Annotated in this window: 18 protein-coding genes; 3 read left to right on the forward strand and 15 right to left on the reverse strand. The window is 65.2% G+C overall.

The window, feature by feature from the left end; translation table 11 throughout:
- Window positions 1–106 precede the first annotated feature (106 nt).
- The 15 genes from EN818_RS09780 to EN818_RS09860 all read right to left on the reverse strand — a co-directional run bounded on the left by EN818_RS09780 (window position 107) and on the right by EN818_RS09860 (window position 16,588).
- Window positions 107–1,609 (reverse strand): peptidase S10, encoded by a 1,503-nt coding sequence (locus tag EN818_RS09780; protein ID WP_095805778.1) that lies wholly within the window; start codon window positions 1,607–1,609, stop codon window positions 107–109.
- A 288-nt stretch (window positions 1,610–1,897) separates the two neighbouring features.
- Window positions 1,898–2,122 carry a hypothetical protein gene (locus EN818_RS09785; protein ID WP_040984608.1) on the reverse strand — a complete coding sequence of 75 codons (225 nt, stop codon included), beginning with the start codon at window positions 2,120–2,122 and terminating at the stop codon, window positions 1,898–1,900.
- Window positions 2,123–2,257: 135 nt separating this feature from the next.
- Complete coding sequence (locus tag EN818_RS09790) at window positions 2,258–2,893, reverse strand: hypothetical protein (protein ID WP_095805779.1); 636 nt, start codon at window positions 2,891–2,893, stop codon at window positions 2,258–2,260.
- Window positions 2,894–2,970: 77 nt separating this feature from the next.
- The gene (locus tag EN818_RS09795) at window positions 2,971–3,723 is read right to left on the reverse strand and encodes an SDR family NAD(P)-dependent oxidoreductase (RefSeq protein WP_095805780.1); all 753 of its coding nucleotides are present in this window, start codon (window positions 3,721–3,723) and stop codon (window positions 2,971–2,973) included.
- A gap of 215 nt (window positions 3,724–3,938) precedes the next feature.
- Complete coding sequence (gene purF, locus EN818_RS09805; protein WP_135904435.1) at window positions 3,939–5,420, reverse strand: amidophosphoribosyltransferase; 1,482 nt, start codon at window positions 5,418–5,420, stop codon at window positions 3,939–3,941.
- Between the two features lie 110 nt (window positions 5,421–5,530).
- On the reverse strand, window positions 5,531–6,214 hold the full coding sequence (locus EN818_RS09810; RefSeq protein WP_129552879.1) for a CvpA family protein: 684 nt from the start codon (window positions 6,212–6,214) through the stop codon (window positions 5,531–5,533).
- Window positions 6,215–6,241: 27 nt separating this feature from the next.
- Window positions 6,242–7,645, reverse strand: coding sequence for a DNA repair protein RadA (gene radA / locus EN818_RS09815; protein ID WP_095805832.1), 1,404 nt, complete (start codon window positions 7,643–7,645; stop codon window positions 6,242–6,244).
- Between the two features lie 231 nt (window positions 7,646–7,876).
- Window positions 7,877–9,367 (reverse strand): replicative DNA helicase, encoded by a 1,491-nt coding sequence (locus EN818_RS09825; RefSeq protein WP_095805783.1) that lies wholly within the window; start codon window positions 9,365–9,367, stop codon window positions 7,877–7,879.
- A 286-nt stretch (window positions 9,368–9,653) separates the two neighbouring features.
- Window positions 9,654–10,619 (reverse strand): small ribosomal subunit Rsm22 family protein, encoded by a 966-nt coding sequence (locus tag EN818_RS09830; RefSeq protein ID WP_095805784.1) that lies wholly within the window; start codon window positions 10,617–10,619, stop codon window positions 9,654–9,656.
- A gap of 1 nt (window position 10,620) precedes the next feature.
- Window positions 10,621–10,944 carry a YnfA family protein gene (locus tag EN818_RS09835; protein ID WP_095805785.1) on the reverse strand — a complete coding sequence of 108 codons (324 nt, stop codon included), beginning with the start codon at window positions 10,942–10,944 and terminating at the stop codon, window positions 10,621–10,623.
- Window positions 10,945–11,218: 274 nt separating this feature from the next.
- On the reverse strand, window positions 11,219–12,499 hold the full coding sequence (locus tag EN818_RS09840) for a cyclopropane-fatty-acyl-phospholipid synthase family protein (protein ID WP_135904444.1): 1,281 nt from the start codon (window positions 12,497–12,499) through the stop codon (window positions 11,219–11,221).
- 256 nt (window positions 12,500–12,755) lie between these two features.
- Entirely contained in the window at window positions 12,756–13,340 is a 585-nt protein-coding gene (gene rplI / locus EN818_RS09845) for a 50S ribosomal protein L9 (protein ID WP_095808678.1), read from the reverse strand.
- 266 nt (window positions 13,341–13,606) lie between these two features.
- A complete protein-coding gene (gene rpsR / locus EN818_RS09850; protein WP_006203718.1) occupies window positions 13,607–13,855 on the reverse strand; it encodes a 30S ribosomal protein S18 in 249 nt (82 codons plus the stop codon).
- Window positions 13,855–14,346, reverse strand: a complete 492-nt coding sequence (gene rpsF, locus EN818_RS09855) for a 30S ribosomal protein S6 (RefSeq protein ID WP_095808679.1) — start codon at window positions 14,344–14,346, stop codon at window positions 13,855–13,857. The genes rpsR and rpsF overlap by 1 nt, the downstream gene beginning before the upstream one ends.
- 313 nt (window positions 14,347–14,659) lie before the next feature.
- Window positions 14,660–16,588: an LTA synthase family protein gene (locus tag EN818_RS09860; RefSeq protein WP_095808680.1), complete on the reverse strand. Its 1,929-nt coding sequence runs from the start codon at window positions 16,586–16,588 to the stop codon at window positions 14,660–14,662.
- Window positions 16,589–16,863: 275 nt separating this feature from the next.
- Here EN818_RS09860 and fabD point away from each other — a divergent pair, with 275 nt between their 5' ends.
- The 3 genes from fabD (at window position 16,864) to EN818_RS09875 (ending at window position 18,343) form a co-directional block, all read left to right on the forward strand.
- A complete protein-coding gene (gene fabD / locus EN818_RS09865) occupies window positions 16,864–17,805 on the forward strand; it encodes an ACP S-malonyltransferase (RefSeq protein WP_095808681.1) in 942 nt (313 codons plus the stop codon).
- 72 nt (window positions 17,806–17,877) lie between these two features.
- Entirely contained in the window at window positions 17,878–18,099 is a 222-nt protein-coding gene (locus tag EN818_RS09870; RefSeq protein WP_095808682.1) for a ribbon-helix-helix protein, CopG family, read from the forward strand.
- Window positions 18,083–18,343 (forward strand): type II toxin-antitoxin system RelE/ParE family toxin, encoded by a 261-nt coding sequence (locus tag EN818_RS09875; protein WP_095808683.1) that lies wholly within the window; start codon window positions 18,083–18,085, stop codon window positions 18,341–18,343. The genes EN818_RS09870 and EN818_RS09875 overlap by 17 nt, the downstream gene beginning before the upstream one ends.
- The last annotated feature ends 14 nt before the right edge of the window (window positions 18,344–18,357 follow it).

Raw genomic sequence — 18,357 nt, forward strand, 5'->3', positions numbered from 1 at the left:
GCTTCACCACTTGCGCAATGCCCTTGCTATAGGGGCGAATTCTTGCCGCTCGCTGCTCCAGCGCAGCGGTTGCGTTGGGGCAGGGGGTGGGCCAGAGCGAAAGCGCCTACTGCGTCGCCTGGTAGAGCTCCGAGGCCGCCTCCTTCAGCGCGCGCCTGCCGTCCGGCCTGAAATACATCATGTGCCCGCCCTCTACGACGTCGAGGCGGATCGGCTTGGCGCCGGCAAGCGTGGGAATCTGGTTCACCAGATAGCGCGAGGCGAGATAGGGGGTGACGAGGTCGGTGTAGCCGTTGACGATGACGACGCCGAGCGAAGGATTGAGCGAGCGCGCCCGTTGCAGGTCGTTCATCACGCCGGCATAGCCTTGCTCCGAACTGCCATAGTCCCAGCCGTGGCTGACCTCGCCATTGAGCAGGCGATAGCTCATATCGGTGTGGAAGTTCAGTTCATCACGCGCATAGGCGACGAAGGCCGAGGTCAGCGCCGGAATGCTGCGGTCGAGCACCGGATCGGGACCGCCAGCCTGCGCGCTTTGCGGCGCGATGTCGGCAGTGCCGATCATGGCGTCGTAGGGACTGAGCACTTTGCCGTTGGCGCGCGAGAACTCCTTGGCGAAGAGGCCGGTCGGGATGCGCGCGAAGTTCCGCCGCACGAGGTCGAGGGGCAGGCCGGTGATCTCCGCCACGCGACCGCTGGCCAGCTTTCCGCCTTGCTCCAGCCCGCTGGTAAGCGCCGTCAGATAGTCGCCAAGCGCGTAATGCTCGACCTCGGCCAGCCTGCTGCGCAGCGCCTCGCCGGTGATGCCGTCGGCTCCGAGCCGCACGGCCGCCAGCGACGGCAGTTCCAGCGCCCAGTGCAATTGGTCGAACTGGTCCGGTCGAACCAGCATGAACTCCAGCGCCGGCGAGATCAGCACGATGCCGCTGGGGCTCAGGCCGACATCTTCCTGCAGCGTCCGGGCGAGCAACGCGGCGCGGAAGCCGCCATAGCTCTCGCCGGCGAGGAACAGCGGTGAAGCTGTGCGGCCGTTCTGCGCCAGGTAGAGCCGGATGAAGGCGCCGACCGAGCGGGCGTCCTGGTCGACGCCCCAGAACTCCTTGGCGTCATGGCCGGGCGCCTCGCGGCTGTAGCCGGTGCCGACCGGATCGACGAAGACGAGATCGGTCATGTCGAGCCAGCTGTCCGGATTGTCGACGAGCTTTTGCGGCGGTGGCAGGAATTCGCCGTCGGCCGCGGTCGCGATGACGCGCGGACCGAGCGCCCCGAGATGCAGATAAGCCGACGCCGCCCCGGGCCCGCCGTTGAAGACGAAGGTGACAGGCCGCTGTTTGGCCGGCGCGGGTGCTTGCTGGCTATAGGCGACGTAGAATATCTCGGCCGTGACCTCGCCTTTGCCGGACAGCAGCGACAGCGTGCCGGCCTTGGCCTGATACTCGAGCTTGCGCCCGGCAAGCGTGATCGAATGGCTGGTGACCTGCGGCGACGGCAGCAGCGAAAGCACGCCGCCGGTGGGAGCGGGCCGTTCCGGTGTTTCGGCAACGGCCGGATGCGCCAAGGCGGCGAGGGTCAGCAGGACGAGGGGGACGAGTTTCAGCGTGGACCGCATGATGCCTCCGGGAGCGTCTCCCGCAAAGGTATGGCCGAGGCGGCTGATGTCAAAGGGTGAGAGGAACGATAAGTGTCGCGTCCGCCGCGCTCCCTCTGTCCTGCCGGAAATCGTTCCCCACAAGGAGGGAGATTGGCAACTTTCGCGCCTCGCTCACTCTTGCGACATTTGAGTTTGGCGAAGACGGGCATGACAACTGATCTCCCCAAGTGGCCTCAAGGGGGGAAATGTCCGGCAGGACAAAGGGGGGCGCTGTCCCGCCAGCGTGAAGCGACGCGCCGGACGTCGCTACTGCGCAGAGGGCTCTTCGGCATCCCCTTCATCGGTGAAGGGCGAGGCGCTCGGCACGCACTGCACGGCCCAGCCCTGCGGCGTCGGCTGCTTCTGATATTCGGTGATGGCATTGGTGCACTGTTCGCGGGTGTCGAAGGTGCTGGGCAGCACCACCATGCCGCCTTGCGGGCCGGCGATCACCAGATACCAGACCAACGCTACGCTGGGAGTGGCAGCCATGGGAATTCCTCGCTTTGCTGGATGTCGGAGTCGGAGCGATCCTAGCAACTCGCCGCTCCTGGCGAAAGCACGCGCGGCGGAGCGATGCTCCGCCGCGCGATCACAGACCCGTGAACCGAACGCCGCGTAAAGCTATCACTCGACGGCGAAGCAGTAGAACAGGCCGTCGCCGCCTGTGCCCTTGAGCGCCTCCTGGCTGCAGCCGCCGCGCGAGGCATGCGAGGAGTTCCACGATTTGGCGGCGGCCGAATCGTCGAGGCCCATGCGGTCGTGGTGGCCCATCATCGCCGCACCCTCGGCGCCGCTCATCGTCCAGTCGCCGCAGGTCTGGTCGGCAATCTTTGTGCCGTCGGGCTTCGAACCGGTCAGGATGTCGTGGCGGTTCGGCTCGTCGCCGCGTCCATTCACCACCTCGCCTTTCTCGTCGAGCGCCGTCTGCTTGGTGATGCCGTTCGCGTCGCCGTGCAGCGAGGCGACGTCGTCGGCGATCTTCTCGCCCTTGGCGTTGAGCCAGGGGCCCTTGCCGATGCGGTCGCGGGCGTCTTCGGCGCTGGTCGAAAGATAGGCGTGCCAGGTCTTGCCGGTGACGCCGGCGGCTTCCGCCAGCGAGGCGCAATGCGCGTCGGCACCCTTCAGCCCGCCAAGGTCGGCGCCCTTGCCGGAGCCGACGCTGGTGACGAAGAAGCTCATCTTGGCATCTTGCGAGAGCGCGACGCCCGCCGTGGCGGCGAGAGCGGCGACGCTGGCGGCGACGAGAAGAAATCTGCGCATGTCGGTCCTCCGGTTTCGAATGTCCTACATTCGAAGAACGCAACCGGTGGCCTGTTTAATCCGCGCCGGGCGCGAGTTTATTGCAGCGGCTCCGGCAGCCGGTAGGCGACGAAGCGGTTATGCTTGGCCTGGAAGATCAGCCCGGTTTCCTTCAACTCTGGACTTGCTAGCGGCACGATGCGTTTGGCGCTTTCCGCAGGATGAGGCAGCGTTTCCGGATCCTCGCCGGGCATTGCCTGCGCGCGCATCGCGGTGCGGGTGCTGCCGGGATCCGCGGCATTGACCCGCAGCGGCAGGCTCTCGGTCTCTTGCGCCCAGGAGCGCATCATCGCCTCCACCGCCGCCTTGGAAGCCGCGTAGGGCGCCCAGAAAGGCCGGGCCGAATGGGCGACACTGGAGGACATGATGATGGCGCGGCCGGCATCGGAAAGGCGAAGCAGCGGATCGACCGAGCGGATCAGGCGCCAGGTCGAAGTCACGTTGATGGTCATCACCTTCTCGAAAGTCTTGGCCTCCACATGGCCGATCGGCGTGATCACGCCGAGGATGGCGGCATTTGCGACCAGTATATCGAGCTTGCCCCAGCGTTCATGGATCGCGCCGCCGAGCCGGTCGATGCCGGCCATGTCGGTCAGATCCAGGGGCACCAGCGTCGCCTGCCCACGACCATCGGCCTTGATCTGGTCGTCGAGTTCCTCCAGCCCGCCGACGGTGCGGGCCACCGCGATCACATGCGCGCCGGCCAAAGCCAGTTCCTTGGCGATGAAATAGCCGATGCCGCGCGAAGCGCCGGTGACGAGGGCCACGCGGCCGGAAAGGTCGAGGGTCATGCGGAAGATTCCATGGGATCGGCGTGAAGCACCCCTCTCTGCCCTGCCGGGCATCTCCCACTCAAGGAGGGAGATTGGATTTCACGGGCGCCGGCTCTTATTCTGCGGCCTTGGAGAGCAGCGAAATTGGTGGCGACAGCTGATCTCCCCCCTTGAGGGGGAGATGTCCGGCAGGACAGAGGGGGGTAGCCTGGCGAATACAATGGTGACCCGGACTACGACCCGCTGCTCGCCAGCAGCGACAGCGTGCGCACATTGTCGTGGCCTTCGAAGTCGAGCAGGCGGGTCGGGTACTGGCCGGTGAAGCAGGCGTCGCAGAACTGCGGCTGGTCGTCGTCGCGCCGCGCTTCGCCGACGGCGCGATAGAGCCCGTCGATGGACAGGAAGCCGAGCGAATCGACGCGGATGAACTCGGCCATCTCCTCCACCGACATGCGCGACGCCAGGAGCTTCGATTTCTCCGGCGTGTCGACACCGTAGAAGCACGACGCGCGGGTCGGCGGCGAAGCGATGCGCATGTGCACTTCCCGGGCGCCGGCATCGCGCACCATCTGCACGATCTTCTGGCTGGTGGTGCCGCGCACGATTGAATCGTCGACCAGCACCACGCGCTTGCCCTCGATCATGCGGCGGTTGGCGTTGTGCTTGAGTTTGACGCCCATGTGGCGAATGGAATCGCCCGGCTGGATGAAGGTGCGGCCGACATAGTGGTTGCGGATGATGCCGAGCTCGAAGGGAATGCCGGCAGCCTGGGAAAAGCCGATGGCCGCCGGCGTGCCCGAATCCGGCACCGGCACGACGATATCGGCCTCGACCGGGTTTTCCTGCGCCAGCTCCGCCCCGATGCGCTTGCGCACGTCATACACATTGCGGCCCTCGACCGAGGAATCCGGCCGCGCGAAATAGACATATTCGAAGATGCAGAAGCGGGTCTTCTGCGGCTCGAACGGAAATACGCTTTCAATGCCTTTCGAGGTGATCACCACCATCTCGCCCGGCTTGATGTCGCGCACGAAGCGGGCGCCGATGATATCGAGCGCGCAGGTCTCGGAAGCCAGGATCCAGGCGCCGTCGAGATCGCCCAGAACCAGGGGCCTGATGCCGAGCGGATCGCGGCAGCCGATCATCTTCTTGGCCGTCAGAGCCACCAGGGAGAAGGCGCCTTCGACCTGGCGCACCGCGTCGATGAAGCGCGAGTTGAGGTCGCGCTCTTTGCTGGTGGCGACCAGATGCAGCAGCGTCTCGGTGTCGGAGGTCGAGGAAAAGATCGAGCCCTGCTTCTGCAGCACGCGCTGCACGGTGAGCGCATTGGTGAGGTTGCCGTTGTGCGCTACCGCCAGGCCGCCTTCCGCAAGCTCGGCGAAGAAGGGTTGGATGTTGCGCAGGCCGGCGCCGCCGGTGGTGGCATAGCGCGTATGGCCGATGGCACGGTTGCCTTGCAAGCGGTCGATGACGTTCTGCTTGGTGAAGGTGTCGCCGATCAGGCCGACATGGCGCTCGACGTGGAACTGGCTGCCGTCGTAGGAGACGATGCCGGCCGCTTCCTGGCCGCGATGCTGCAGGGCGTGCAGCCCCAGCGTGACGATGGCCGCGGCATCCTGCCGGCCGAAAATGCCGAACACGCCGCACTCGTCGTGGAAATGGTCATCGGCCTCGGCCGAAAGCACGTGGCCTGCGTCTGCCTTCGAGTCTGCCATTGGGGGCTCAAGCTCCGCTAAAACCGCCATATAAGGCGATTGGGCGCCGAACGCAACGCGCCCCGTTGGGCCTTCATCAACATGATGCCGGCCGCTTTGCCGGCAGGCTTTCAGTTTGCCGGCGCCGGACTGGCGGGAGCCGGATTGGCCGGGGCCGCCGGTTCGTTGTCGGCCGGGGCCTCGCCTTCACTGTCGTCTGGCGCCGGCGCATTAGTGTCGTCGCCGGCGGCAGGCGGCTCGGCAGCCGGCTGGTCGGTCGTCGCCGGCGCTTCGGTGGTGGCCGTGCCCTTGTGCGTATACTTGTTGACCAGCTCTTCCGTGTTCTCGGGCAGCACGCTCTCGAGCTTGGCGCCGATGGTCTCCAGAAGCGGACGCGACTTCGCGTTGGCGACCCAGGCGGGCGCCTTGGCGCCGGCCAGCCAGTTGAAGAACAAAAGCGCCACGGCGACCACCAGAATGCCGCGCGCGGCGCCATAGAGGAAGCCGAGCGTGCGGTCGAGCGCGCCGATGCGCGAATCGATGATCCAGTCGGCGATCTTCATGGTGATCACCGAGACGACGATCAGCGCGATGATGAAGACGATGCCGGCCGCCGCCGCCATGGCGACCTTGTCGTTGTCGACATAGGGCTGAACGTATGGCAGCACCGGCTTGTAGAACAGGAAGGCCGCTACCGCCGCCGCCGCCCACGAGATGACCGAAAGCACTTCGCGGGAAAATCCGCGCACCATGGCAAGCATCGCCGAGACCAGGGTGAAGCCGACGAGAATTCCGTCAAGCAGCGTAATCGGCATATCCTTCGCCCCACATCATGAGCCGCATCACTCCCCCTCGTCGGCGCGGCTGCGTCGTGAGCCGGCTATGCGCGCCACAAGGTCGGCAAGCTCGGTGGGCTGAAAAGCGCCGGCCCCGATTCCCCCGGCAACTTCCTCGCTGCCCAAGGGCAGCACCGCGCTTCCGAAGCCCAGCTTTTCGGCCTCTTTGAGACGCTGCTGCGCATGCGCAACCGGCCTCACCGCGCCCGACAGGCTGATTTCGCCGAAATAGACGCAATCGGCGGGAAGGGCAAGACCGGTGAGCGAGGAAACCAGTGCGGCGGCGACCGCGAGATCGGCCGCCGGCTCGCTGATGCGATAGCCGCCGGCGACGTTGAGATAGACATCGTGCTGGCCGAAGCGGACGCCGCAATGCGCCTCCAGCACCGCCAGCACCATGGAGAGCCGCGCGCCGTCCCAGCCGACCACGGCGCGGCGCGGCGTGCCGAGCGAGGACGGCGCCACCAGCGCCTGGATCTCGACCAGCACCGGCCTCGTCCCTTCCATGCCGGCGAAGACGGCCGCACCCGGCGATTTCGCGTGACGCTCTCCGAGGAACAGCTCGGATGGATTGGAGACCTCGCGCAGACCCTTGTCCGACATTTCGAAGACTCCGATCTCGTCGGTCGGCCCGAAGCGGTTCTTCACCGTGCGCAGGATGCGAAAGTGATGATTGCCCTCGCCCTCAAAATAGAGCACGCCGTCGACCATGTGCTCGACGACGCGCGGCCCGGCGATTTGGCCTTCCTTGGTGACGTGGCCGACCAGCACGATCGCCGCGCCTGTGGATTTCGCGTAGCGGATCATCGCCTGCGCGGCGGCGCGAACCTGGGTAACGGTGCCCGGAGCCGAGTCGGCGAGATCGGTCCACAGCGTCTGGATGGAATCGAGAATGACGAGGTCCGGCCGCTTGCCGTCGGCTATTGTTGCCAGGATGTCCTCGACGTTGGTTTCGGCGGCTAGCTCGACCGGCGTCGAAGCGACGCCGAGGCGCTGGGCGCGCAGCCTGATCTGCGCAACCGCCTCCTCGCCGGAGACGTAGACGATGCGGTGGCCTTTCGATGCAAGCGCTGCGGCGGCCTGCGTCAGCAGCGTCGACTTGCCGATGCCGGGATCGCCGCCGACTAGGAGCGCCGAGCCGCGCACGAAGCCGCCACCGGTGGCGCGGTCGAGCTCGCCGATGCCGGACACGATACGCGGCGCGTCCTCGATGTCGCCGGCAAGGCTGGTGAGCACCACGGCGCGGCCCTTGCGGGCATTGCGCGTGTTGGCCGGCCCCGAGCCGATGCCGCCGGCCGTGCCTTCCTCGACCAGCGTGTTCCATTCGCCGCAGCCATCGCATTTGCCGGCCCAGCGCTGATGCACCGAGCCGCAATTCTGGCAGATGAACTGGACGCGTGATTTGGCCATCAGCGTCGCGCCGATCGCAAGTTTTCGAAGGCTGGCGTTCCCGCCCACCCCCCTCTGGCCTGCCGGCCATCTCCCCCGCAAGGGGGGAGATCAGCAGCTTGGCCGCCGGCGTTATTTTTGCAACGTTGGCGATTGGCGAAGGTCGCGATGACAGTCAATCTCCCCCCTTGCGGGGGAGATGTCCGGTAGGACAGAGGGGGGTGTGACGGAGCGCTGACGTGGGCCAAAACGCTACTCAAACCTCTCCGGCAAATGATGCTCTTCCGCCAAATCCGAGAAGCGGGTGAATTCGCCGTGGAAGGCGAGGCTGACGGTGCCCGTCGGCCCGTGGCGCTGCTTGGCCACGATGCACTCGGCCTTGCCGCGCGCCTCGTTCATCTCGTTTTCCCATTTGACGTATTCCTCGGTGCCGAGCTTCGGCTCACGGTTCTTGAGGTAATACTCCTCGCGGTAGACGAACAGCACCACGTCTGCGTCCTGCTCGATCGAGCCGGATTCGCGCAGGTCCGATAGCTGCGGGCGCTTGTCGTCGCGGCTTTCGACCTGGCGCGACAGCTGCGACAGCGCGATGATCGGGACGCCGAGTTCCTTGGCGAGCGCCTTCAGACCGGTGGTGATCTCGGTGATTTCCTGGACGCGGTTCTGCGAGGCCCGGGCGCTCGAGCCCTGCATCAGCTGGATATAGTCGATGACAATGAGGTCGAGGCCGCGCTGGCGCTTCAGGCGCCGGGCGCGGGCGGAAAGCTGGGCGATCGAGATACCGCCGGTCTGGTCGATGAACAGCGGAATCTTCTGCATCGTCTGCGAGCAGGCGACCAGCTTCTCGAAATCCATCTCCGTGATCTCGCCGCGGCGGATCTTCGAGGACGAAATCTCGGTCTGCTCGGAGATGATGCGGGTGGCGAGCTGCTCCGACGACATTTCCAGCGAGAAGAAGCCGACGACGCCGCCATTGGCCGCCTTGAACGTTCCGTCGGCCTGCTGCGCCGGTCGATAGGCTTCCGCGATGTTGAAGGCGATGTTGGTGGCCAAGGAGGTCTTGCCCATGCCGGGGCGGCCGGCAAGCACGATCAGGTCGGAGGGCTGCAGGCCGCCCATGCGGCGGTCGAGGTCGCGCAGCCCGGTGGCGATGCCCGACAGGTGGCCATCACGCATATAGGCGGCATTGGCCATGTCGACGGCGGTCTTGACCGCATCGTTGAAGCTTTCGAAGCCGCCGTCGTAGCGGCCGGTCTCCGCCAGCTCGAACAGGCGCCGCTCGGCGTCCTCAATCTGATCCGAAGGCGACATGTCGACCGGCGCGTCATAGGCGATGTTGACCATGTCCTCGCCGACCGTGATCAGCGCGCGGCGCGTAGCAAGGTCGTAGATTGCTCGTCCGTAGTCGGTGGCGTTGACGACGGTGACGGCCTCGACCGCGAGCCGCACGACATATTGCGCCACCGTCATGTCGCCGACCTTCTCTTCCGCCGGCAGGAAGGTCTTCAGCGTGATCGGCGTGGCGATCTTGCCCATGCGGATCAGCTCCGCCGCGACCTCGAAGATGCGGCGGTGCAGCGGCTCGTAGAAATGCCCGGGCTTCAGGAAATCCGAGACGCGGTAGAAGGCGTCATTATTGACGAGAATAGCGCCGAGCAGCGCCTGCTCGGCCTCGATGTTGTTCGGTGCCTCGCGATAGAGCGGTTGCTCCGCCACGCCCAGTTTGCGCGCTGCTTCAGCCATGATGTCCCCGATTTCGATCCCGGACCTTCGATATCAGAACTGCAGAAATCGGTGCTGACCATTCTGCAACAGTGCCTGTCCAACCGGCCTCGATGCTCGCGATTCACAACCAAAATTTTTCCGTGGAAAGATTCGTGATTGACTCGAATCGAGAAGCGCAAGCGTAGCGGGTGTACGGGCGGAACAAAACAAGAAAATGCAACTTGGTTTTGCATCGGTCGCGTTGACCGCGATCCGCCGAGCTAGCGCTGCACATGCAACGCCGAGATCGTCGAGAATATGCGGCCTATCCCAGCGTGCTGCCCCAGTCCGCCCGCCGCGCAGCCCTGAACCTATCGCCGTCGCGCTTGCTGAGAAGCGTCTCGCCGGCGCTGCCGTCCGGCTCGCAAAGCTTCAGCACCACCTTGCCGGAACCTGCCTTCGGCGGTGCGATCACGCGCGCCCCGCGCACCGGCGCGGGGTCTCGCGAGGCGGCGAGATAGATGAACTTCTCGTCCTCCCACGGCACGTCGGCGTCCTTGGCCAGCCGGTGCAGCCGCGAGCGGGCGACCCGGCGCGAGAAATGGCACCAGTCGGGCGCAAGAAGCGGGCAGGCCGCCTCATGCGGGCAGGGCGCCAGCACATGCGCGCCGGCATCGATGAGTTGGCAGCGGGCGGCAAGGATGCGCTGCCAGCCCGCCGGCGTGCCGGGCTCGACGATCAGCAGCGTGTCGGCGGTGAGACGCCAGAGCCCGCCGATAAGCTTCGGCAGCGAGGCCGGCACGATCTCGTCCAGCACATAGGCCGCGCTGACGAGGTCGGCGGGTCGAATGTCGTCGAGGTCGATGGTGGCATCACCCGCGATCCAGCTCGTCCGGGCGCCGATCGTCCCGCCCGCCAGCGACTGGCCGACCTTGCGCACCGCGGCGCTCGCCTCGACCAGCACCGCCTGCTCGAGTTCCGGCCAGACGTCGGCTGTGGCCCAAAGCATCGTGCCAGGCCCGGCGCCGATATCGAGCAGGCTGCTCGGCTGGAAATCGGGGCGGGTGGCGGTCAGCGCGCCGAGGCTGGCGCGGACCGCGGCATAGGTGGCCGGCAGGCGAGTCGCCAGATAGGCCCTGACCGCCAGGTCCTCGGCCATGTGCAGGCGACCATCGCGCAGTTCGGCGCGATAGCGTTCCGAAAGCGTCCTCGCCGCCTGTCTGAGGGACGGCAGAGGCACCTTGTCGAGCAGGCTGTCGACACCTTGCCGGAGCGGGGCAGGGAGCTCCACCTCAAGCTCCTCTCGGCGCCAGCAGGATGGCCGAGGCGCCGACGATGCAGAGCATGGCCCCGGCCAGATCCCAGCGGTCGGGCCTCACACCTTCAGCCAGCCAGAGCCAGACGAGCGAAACGGCGATATAGATGCCGCCATAGGCCGCATAGGCGCGGCCGGCGGCCGATGCGTCGACAAGCGCCAGCAGGAAACCGAACAGGGCGAGCGAGACCAGGCCCGGCACCAGCCAGAGCGGCGATTTCGCCAGCCGCCACCAGGCCCAGAAGGAAAAGCATCCGACGATCTCGGCAAGCGCGGCTGCGGTGTAGATGAGGTAGGTCATGACTGGATCGGTAGCTCTTACAGGGACTTGTCACAAGATGGGGAGCAGGGATCGCAAGTATGGCGGGCCAGCGCCCCCTCTGTCCTGCCGGACATCTCCCCACGAGGGGGGAGATCAGATGCGCGCCGGCTTTCGCCAATCACAGTTATTGCAGGAAGAGCGGGGCGGCAGAAACTGCTAATCTCCCCCCAAGTGGGGGAGATGTCCGGCAGGACAGAGGGGGGGCGCGAAGGAACGCGACGCTGGTGGCTACCCTCTTTCGCGTGAGCCCTTCTTACTGCACCTTCTTGCGGCGAGTGGGCTTGGCCGGCGGTGCCGGCTCCTGATGGCCCATGTCGCGCAGTTCCAGCGCCTTCTCGCATTTGGCCATGTAGTCGCGCGTCGTCGGCAGCGTGTCGTTCCGCTTGGCGAGCTGGAACTGTAAGATGACCAGGTCCTGCCAGCGGAAGGCGGCTTCCGAGGCGGCCAGGTAGAATTCCCACATGCGGCAGAAGCGCTCGTCATAGATTGCCCTGGCCTTGTCGCGGTTGGCGGCAAAGCGCAGCCCCCAATGCTTCAGCGTTTCCGCGTAGTGCAGGCGCAAAACCTCGATGTCGGTGACCACCAGTCCGGACTTCTCGATCGCCGGCATCACCTCCGAAAGCGCAGGGATATAGCCGCCGGGAAAAATGTATTTGCGGATGAAGGCGCTTGTCGCCCATGGCACGCCGGAACGGCCGATCGTGTGCAGCAGCATCACGCCGTCGGGCTTGAGCAGCGTCGCAGCCTTGTCGAAGAAGGTGCGGTAGTGGTTGACGCCGACATGCTCGAACATGCCGACCGAGACGATGCGGTCGAAGCGCTCATTGAGCGCGCGATAATCTTTGAGATCGAAATGGACGCGGTCCTGCAGGCCCAGCGCATGCGCGCGGTCGGTGGCGACGCCGTGCTGTTCGGTCGACAGCGTCACACCCTGCACGTCGACGTCGAAAGCCTTGGCGAGGTAGAGGCCAAGCCCGCCCCAGCCGGAACCGATGTCGAGCACCGTCTGCCCGGGCTTCACTCTCAGCTTGGCGGCGATATGGCGCTTCTTGGCGAGCTGCGCCTCGTCCAGCGTCATGTCGGGCTGTTCGAAATAGGCGCAGGAATACTGCATGTCCTCGTCGAGGAAGAGCTTGTAGAGCTCGCCCGACAGGTCGTAGTGGCGCTGCACGTTGCGGCGCGAGCGCGAGGCGGTGTTGATCTGCTGCAGCCGGCGGAAGGCGTGGCGCAGGCCTTCGATCGCTTTCGACCAAGCAGCGTCGATGCCGCCGCTGCCCATGTTCTGGAAAGCGATGCGCATCATTCCGAGGACGCCGCCTTCGAGAATGTCGAGCTCGCCGTCCATGTAGGCTTCCGGCACCGCCAGCATCGGATCGAAGGAGATCGCGCGCTCGGCATGCCTGGTCTTGATGTGCATGTGGACCGGCTCGCCGGTGCCGTCGCCGAACGTATGGGCGGAGCCCTTCGGCCCCGTGACCTTGAGATTGCCGGTCCGAACCAGGCGGTCGAGGATGTGCTTCAAAAGGATGTTCATGACCAATCGTCCCTCAAGGTCAGACAGGCATGGCGCATGTTTCCGAACTGTCGCTTTCGGAAGGAGCATGCGCCAGGAAATCCACCATCGCGTCCTCTGTGTGCGTCCTAAGGACGCGCGACGCTCTAGTCTGCCTCAAGATATGGGGTCTCGAAAAGTTCCTTTTGGCACAAAAAAGCCCGGGTCGAAGACCCGGGCGTTGGTCCAGAAATTCCTGGACCTCGATTGGGCAGGAGCGGTGCTCCGGCGAGGGCGGTCAGGCGTTGTCTTCGCCGCCTTCGAACTCGGCGTTCGGGTCGAAGAAGTTCTCCGGCCGGGCATTGTCGTTGATGTCCTCGCCATAGATGGCTTCAGCCGTCGTCAGGGTCTCGCCCTTGGCCTGGCGCTCGGCTTCCTCGGCGGTGCGCGCGACATTGAGCGTCACGGTGACCTCGACTTCCGGATGCAGCGCGATCGCCACATTGGAGAGGCCAATGGTCTTGATCGGCTGGTTGAGCTCGATCTGGTTGCGGCTGACCGTGAAGCCTTCCGCCGTCAGCAGTTCGGCGATGTCACGGGTCGACACCGAACCGTAGAGCTGGCCGGTCTCGCCGGCCGAGCGCACGACGATGAAGCTCTTGCCGTCGAGCTTCTCGGCGACCTGGGCGGCCTCCGATTTGCGCTCGAGGTTGCGGGCTTCGAGCTGGGCGCGCTGGCCTTCGAACTTTTTCTTGTTGGCTTCGTTGGCGCGCAGCGCCTTGCCCTGCGGGAGCAGGAAGTTGCGGGCGAACCCGTCCTTGACCTTGACGGTTTCGCCCATCTGGCCGAGGCGGGAAATGCGCTCGAGGAGAATGACTTCCATGGTTTCGTTCCTTCACTTTGGCGCCATTCAGGATGGCGTCGGACTGTTTGGAACAGGTCAGGAAGCAAAAAGTGGCGTCGCCGCCGTGTCGCTGTCCTGCCTGTCTGGGCAGTTAGAGGCCTGGCCTCAACCCGGGGTTTGATGCTCAACCCGACGCGCCCGTCGCGCCGGTGGAAAGTGCGGGCGGCGAACCGCCCGCTTACTGGACCATGATCCCGAAAACTGGATACCGGTTCTCGGGAAAGATCATGGTCAACTCAAAGGCGTCAGCGAACCACGTAGGGCAGCAGGCCGAGGAAGCGGGCGCGCTTGATCGCCTTGGCGAGCTCGCGCTGCTTCTTCTGGCTGACGGCGGTGATGCGCGACGGCACGATCTTGCCGCGCTCGGAAATGTAGCGCTGCAGCAGACGCACGTCCTTGTAGTCGATCTTCGGGGCGTTGGCGCCGGAGAACGGACAGGTCTTGCGACGGCGATGGAAGGGACGCCGGGTCGGGATCTGATTGATGTCGACCATTATTCTGCACCCCCTTCAACGGCTTCGCGCGGACGGCGCGGACCGCGCTCGCCATCGAAGCTGCGTGGCGGACGGTCGCCACGATCGCCACGGTCACGGTCGCCGAACGAACGCGGGCCGCGATCGCCGCGGTCACGGTCGCCGAAGCCGCCGCGCTCGGAGCGTTCCTCGCGCTTCTGCATCATTGCCGAAGCGCCTTCCTCATGCGCTTCGACCTTGACGGTGAGGAAGCGCAGGACATCTTCCGACAGGCCCATCTGGCGCTCCATTTCGTTGAGCGCAGCCGGCGGGCAGTTGATGTCCATCAGCGTGTAGTAAGCCTTCCGGTTCTTCTTGACCCGGTAGGTGAGGGACTTCAGTCCCCAGTTCTCGATCCGGCCGACCGAGCCGCCATTCGCGGTGATGACGCCCTTGTACTGTTCGACAAGCGCATCAACCTGCTGCTGCGACAGGTCCTGCCGGGCAAGAAACACATGTTCGTAAAGAGCCATTATGTTTTTCTGCCTTTCTTCGTTTCTCTTACCGGCCCTCGCGGCTAAGCCTCTGCAACTTGTCTGACCCGGCCGGAGGCGCGGGGAAGAAAGGAGCATCGCGAGACGGTCGAGAGCGGAGACACGGGAGGCGGAAGCCCTTCTGGCTTCACAGCGCGGCCTTCGAAAAAGCCGCGGCCCTCCGTTCAGCCCCCAGCAAGGACCGGCAGATTGCAGGCGTCTATATAGCAATTCCCCAGGAAGGCAAGGCGCAAGGCGAGGCAGGTGATGCGGCGAGGGGTCTCATTTGGGCAGGCTCTCTGCCGCAGCCGGCTCAGCTCGTATGCGCGATCAGCCTGTTCACCGTCTCCGGGAAGAAATCGGGTGCCGCCTGGCGCTTCCCGAACATCATGTCGTACTGGATCAGGCGGAAATCGTTGATCGCCGGATCGATCTTCTTCTGCCGGGCCCAGTCGGGCGTCGCCTCGCCCGACGGGGACAGGAGAAGATTGCGGTCGACGACGCGGTAGCGATCGCGCAGCGCGCCGAGGAATCCGGTGTAGTAGGGATGGGTTATCCCTGCCGTGGTGAGGATATGGTAGGGCAGGAAGGCCGGGCTCACCGCGCCAAGATCCGCGACCGGGCCGGAGCGGTTCGACCAGATGATCAGCGGCGTCTCGTGATGTTCGAGCGCTGCCTGCGGGGTCGGCTCCTTGCGTGGCGCGACGTTGTCCTTGAGGAAGCCGGTCTCGACATAGACCGGGCCGAGCGGCGGCAGATGGTCGCCGAAGAAGGCGATGATCGTCGGCCGCTCCCGCTTCTTCGCCCAGTCGATCAGGCGCTGCAGCCCGCGATCGGCGTCGGCGGATCCCTCCGCATAGGAGAGCAGAGATTCCCGCGCCCAGCTGCTGATCGGCGCGTCGACCGTATGCGTGGGATTGTAATAGCGATAGGGCTCGTAAGGCCCGTGGTTCTGCAGGCTGACCGCGAACAGGAAGACCGGATCCTCGTTCGCGTCGGCCTCGCGGATGATCTCGTCGGTCATCGCGGCGTCCGAAGCCAGCGGTCCGCGCTTTTCCATTGGCGGCAACGTCTCTTCGGAGCGGAACTCGCTGAACCCGAAATCGGCATAGACCGCGCCGCGGTTCCAGAACCAGTTGGTGCCCGGATGGATGGCGCGCGCCCGATAGCCTTCGCTCTTCAGGAAGGTCGCGAGCGACGGCGTGGGCGTGCGAACATATTGCTGGTAGGGGATCGAGCCCGCCGGCAGGAACGCGTTGGAGAACCCGGTCAGCGCTTCGAACTCGATGTTGGCGGTCATGCCGCCGAATTCAGGCGAGAACATGTAGCCCGATCGCAGCGCCCGGACCGTCGGGATCGGATCGGGTTTGATGCTGACGCCCGGCAGCTTGGTCGCGTCCCAGAAGGATTCGCTCATGACGATGATGATGTCCGGCTTTTCCGCCGGCACCGAAGCGGCCACATCCGGCCGCTTGATCGCTGCGATCGTCTTGTCGGAATAGCCGGGCGGGGCCGAGACATGCGCCATCGGCACGTTGAGCGCGAAGGCGAGCGCAAAGCCATTGGAGGCGTAGTTTTCCTTCTGGTCCCACATGATCGGGATGATTTGCAGCCGGTCGCGCGTCCACGAGAAGGTGGCGTAATCCATGATCGAGACGAAGAAGGCGAGCAGCGGCACGGCAAGCGTCAGCCGGGCCAAGCGGCCCTTGCGGCTCAGGATCGGCACCCGGCGGCGCCACTGCCGCCAGCCAAGGGCGAGCAGCGCCAGGCTGCCGACGATCACCACCGCGAGCATCGCTGCCGTCCATGGCCGCTCGCGCACCAGAAGCGGCATCAGCGCCATGATCTGGCGGGCGTAGAGGAAATCGGCCGGATAGAGCGGATCGCCGAGGTAATGCGATTTCTGATGGCCGACGAAGGCCAGCGCCAGCGTCAGCGGCGTGACGATCATCAGGCTCTGATGGCTGCGGCCGATGATGGCGTCGAGCCCGATCAGAACCAGCGCGAAGACGATGATCGTCGTCCAGCCGGGCTTGAAGGGCTGTAGGAAGAAGTCGACGGTGCCGAAGAAGTCGCCGCGCACGATCCATTCGATGGCGAACACCAGCAGCGCCGAGGCCAGGAGCGTGGCGAGACCGTAGCGCACGATCGGCCATCTGCGGCCCGGCAGATAGCCGGTGGACGGATCGTCTTCCAGGAACTGCGGCACGGGTCTGGCCGCGCCCTTTCTGATCCTTGCCACTTAACTCCCCCGGCCCATGCTACGCGTCTTCCACTCGCGTCACGCTTCTGTCATCGAACTGTCACGCAAAGCTAATGCCTGTGGCGGAAATAAGAAGAGCCAGCAAACGATTCGTGAGCGGTTTTCATCAGGTGTGATCGCCAAAAAGCCTTTTGGAACAGCGACTCGGCCGGTTTTTATGGCCGCAATGGGTGCTGAATGGCTGCCGGCGGGCTTGACTTGGCCGTCCGGCTTGCGCCAGAGGCTGACAAAAGCAAGCCGCTGGAGACCCTAAAATGGCCGTCGCATTCACCTTTCCGGGACAGGGCAGCCAGGCCGTCGGCATGGGCAAGGACCTTGCCGATGCTTTTCCCGAGGCGCGCCGGGTCTTCGAGGAAGTGGACGATGCACTCGGCGAAAACCTGTCGAAGCTGATCTGGGAAGGACCGGAACAAACCCTGACGCTGACCGCCAACGCGCAGCCGGCGCTGATGGCGGTGTCGCTGGCGGCGCTGCGGGCGCTGGAGTCGCGCGGCTTTTCGCTGAAGGACAAGGTGTCTTACGTCGCCGGCCATTCGCTCGGCGAATATTCGGCCCTCGCCGCGGCGGGGTTCGTCTCGGTCGCCGACGCCGCGCGGCTGCTGCGCACTCGCGGCAACGCCATGCAGGCCGCCGTGCCCGCGGGCGAGGGCGCCATGGCCGCCATCATCGGGCTGGAGCAGGCCGACGTCGAAGCCGCCTGCGCCGAGGCCGCCAAGGCTTCGGTCTGCCAGATCGCCAACGACAACGGCGGCGGCCAGCTGGTCATTTCCGGCGCCAAGGCGGCCGTCGAGCTGGCGGCCAGGCTCTGCACCGATAAGGGCGCCAAGCGGGCGCTCATGCTGCAGGTTTCCGCGCCGTTCCATTCGGCGCTGATGGCGCCGGCGGCCGATATCATGCGCGAGGCGCTGGCCGGTGTTGCGAAGAAGGCGCCGAGCGTGCCGGTCGTTTCCAACGTCACCGTCACGCCAGCCAGCGACCCGGACGAGATCGCCCGCCGCCTGGTGGAGCAGGTGACCGGCCGCGTGCGCTGGCGCGAGACTGTGGAATGGTTCGGCGCCAACGGCGTTGCTACGCTCTATGAAGTCGGCGCCGGCAAGGTGCTGTCGGGCCTGGCGCGGCGCATCAACCGCGACATCGCCACCGCCGCAATCGGCACGGCTGCCGAGGTCGAGACGGCGCTCGCGGCGCTTGGCTGATTTTGCCCCTTTCTATTGATTTTTCGGCTTCGCTGCGATACATGAATACATGTATTCAACGGAGATTTTTCCGTGCCAACTTCGATCCGCCTGGCCCCTGACATCGAGGAGCGCCTGGACTTTCTTGCTGCCAAGACTGGACGGAGCAAGGCTTACTACCTACGAGAACTCATCGAGCGTGGGCTCGAGGACGTGGAGGATTACTATCTTGCCGCCGAGGTACTCGAGCGGATCAGGCGTGGCGAGGAAGACGTCTTGAAGAGCGAGGATTTCTGGCGTGGCTTGGACGCTTGAGTACGCTCGCTCAGCCCGCAAATTTGTCGAAAAACTGGATCCGCACACGCGCAATCATATCCGCGACTTCGTCGAAAACCGCCTTGTCGTGCTCGACAATCCGCGTGATCTCGGCAAGCCGCTGAAAGGGCCGTTAGCGACATTCTGGAGATACCGAGTTGGCGACTATCGCGTTATTTGCGATGTGCAGGACAGCCGGTTGGTTATCCTCGTCGTCACGATAGGTCATCGAGGCGAGAGATAGTCTGATCGCTGGAT

It is taken from the genome of Mesorhizobium sp. M3A.F.Ca.ET.175.01.1.1, assembly GCF_004791945.1.
In the GTDB taxonomy this organism is placed as follows: Bacteria; Pseudomonadota; Alphaproteobacteria; order Rhizobiales; family Rhizobiaceae; genus Mesorhizobium.

Excerpts from the sequence above, each read along its gene's own strand:
- radA (WP_095805832.1), bottom strand. The coding sequence starts at position 7,645 with ATGGCCAAATCACGCGTCCAGTTCATCTGCCAGAATTGCGGCTCGGTG.
- EN818_RS09780 (WP_095805778.1), bottom strand. The coding sequence starts at position 1,609 with ATGCGGTCCACGCTGAAACTCGTCCCCCTCGTCCTGCTGACCCTCGCC.
- rpsR (WP_006203718.1), bottom strand. The coding sequence starts at position 13,855 with ATGGTCGACATCAATCAGATCCCGACCCGGCGTCCCTTCCATCGCCGT.
- EN818_RS09785 (WP_040984608.1), bottom strand. The coding sequence starts at position 2,122 with ATGGCTGCCACTCCCAGCGTAGCGTTGGTCTGGTATCTGGTGATCGCC.
- EN818_RS09795 (WP_095805780.1), bottom strand. The coding sequence starts at position 3,723 with ATGACCCTCGACCTTTCCGGCCGCGTGGCCCTCGTCACCGGCGCTTCG.
- EN818_RS09790 (WP_095805779.1), bottom strand. The coding sequence starts at position 2,893 with ATGCGCAGATTTCTTCTCGTCGCCGCCAGCGTCGCCGCTCTCGCCGCC.
- fabD (WP_095808681.1), top strand. The coding sequence starts at position 16,864 with ATGGCCGTCGCATTCACCTTTCCGGGACAGGGCAGCCAGGCCGTCGGC.
- rpsF (WP_095808679.1), bottom strand. The coding sequence starts at position 14,346 with ATGGCTCTTTACGAACATGTGTTTCTTGCCCGGCAGGACCTGTCGCAG.
- EN818_RS09840 (WP_135904444.1), bottom strand. The coding sequence starts at position 12,499 with ATGAACATCCTTTTGAAGCACATCCTCGACCGCCTGGTTCGGACCGGC.
- EN818_RS09825 (WP_095805783.1), bottom strand. The coding sequence starts at position 9,367 with ATGGCTGAAGCAGCGCGCAAACTGGGCGTGGCGGAGCAACCGCTCTAT.
- EN818_RS09835 (WP_095805785.1), bottom strand. The coding sequence starts at position 10,944 with ATGACCTACCTCATCTACACCGCAGCCGCGCTTGCCGAGATCGTCGGA.
- rplI (WP_095808678.1), bottom strand. The coding sequence starts at position 13,340 with ATGGAAGTCATTCTCCTCGAGCGCATTTCCCGCCTCGGCCAGATGGGC.
- EN818_RS09810 (WP_129552879.1), bottom strand. The coding sequence starts at position 6,214 with ATGCCGATTACGCTGCTTGACGGAATTCTCGTCGGCTTCACCCTGGTC.
- purF (WP_135904435.1), bottom strand. The coding sequence starts at position 5,420 with ATGGCAGACTCGAAGGCAGACGCAGGCCACGTGCTTTCGGCCGAGGCC.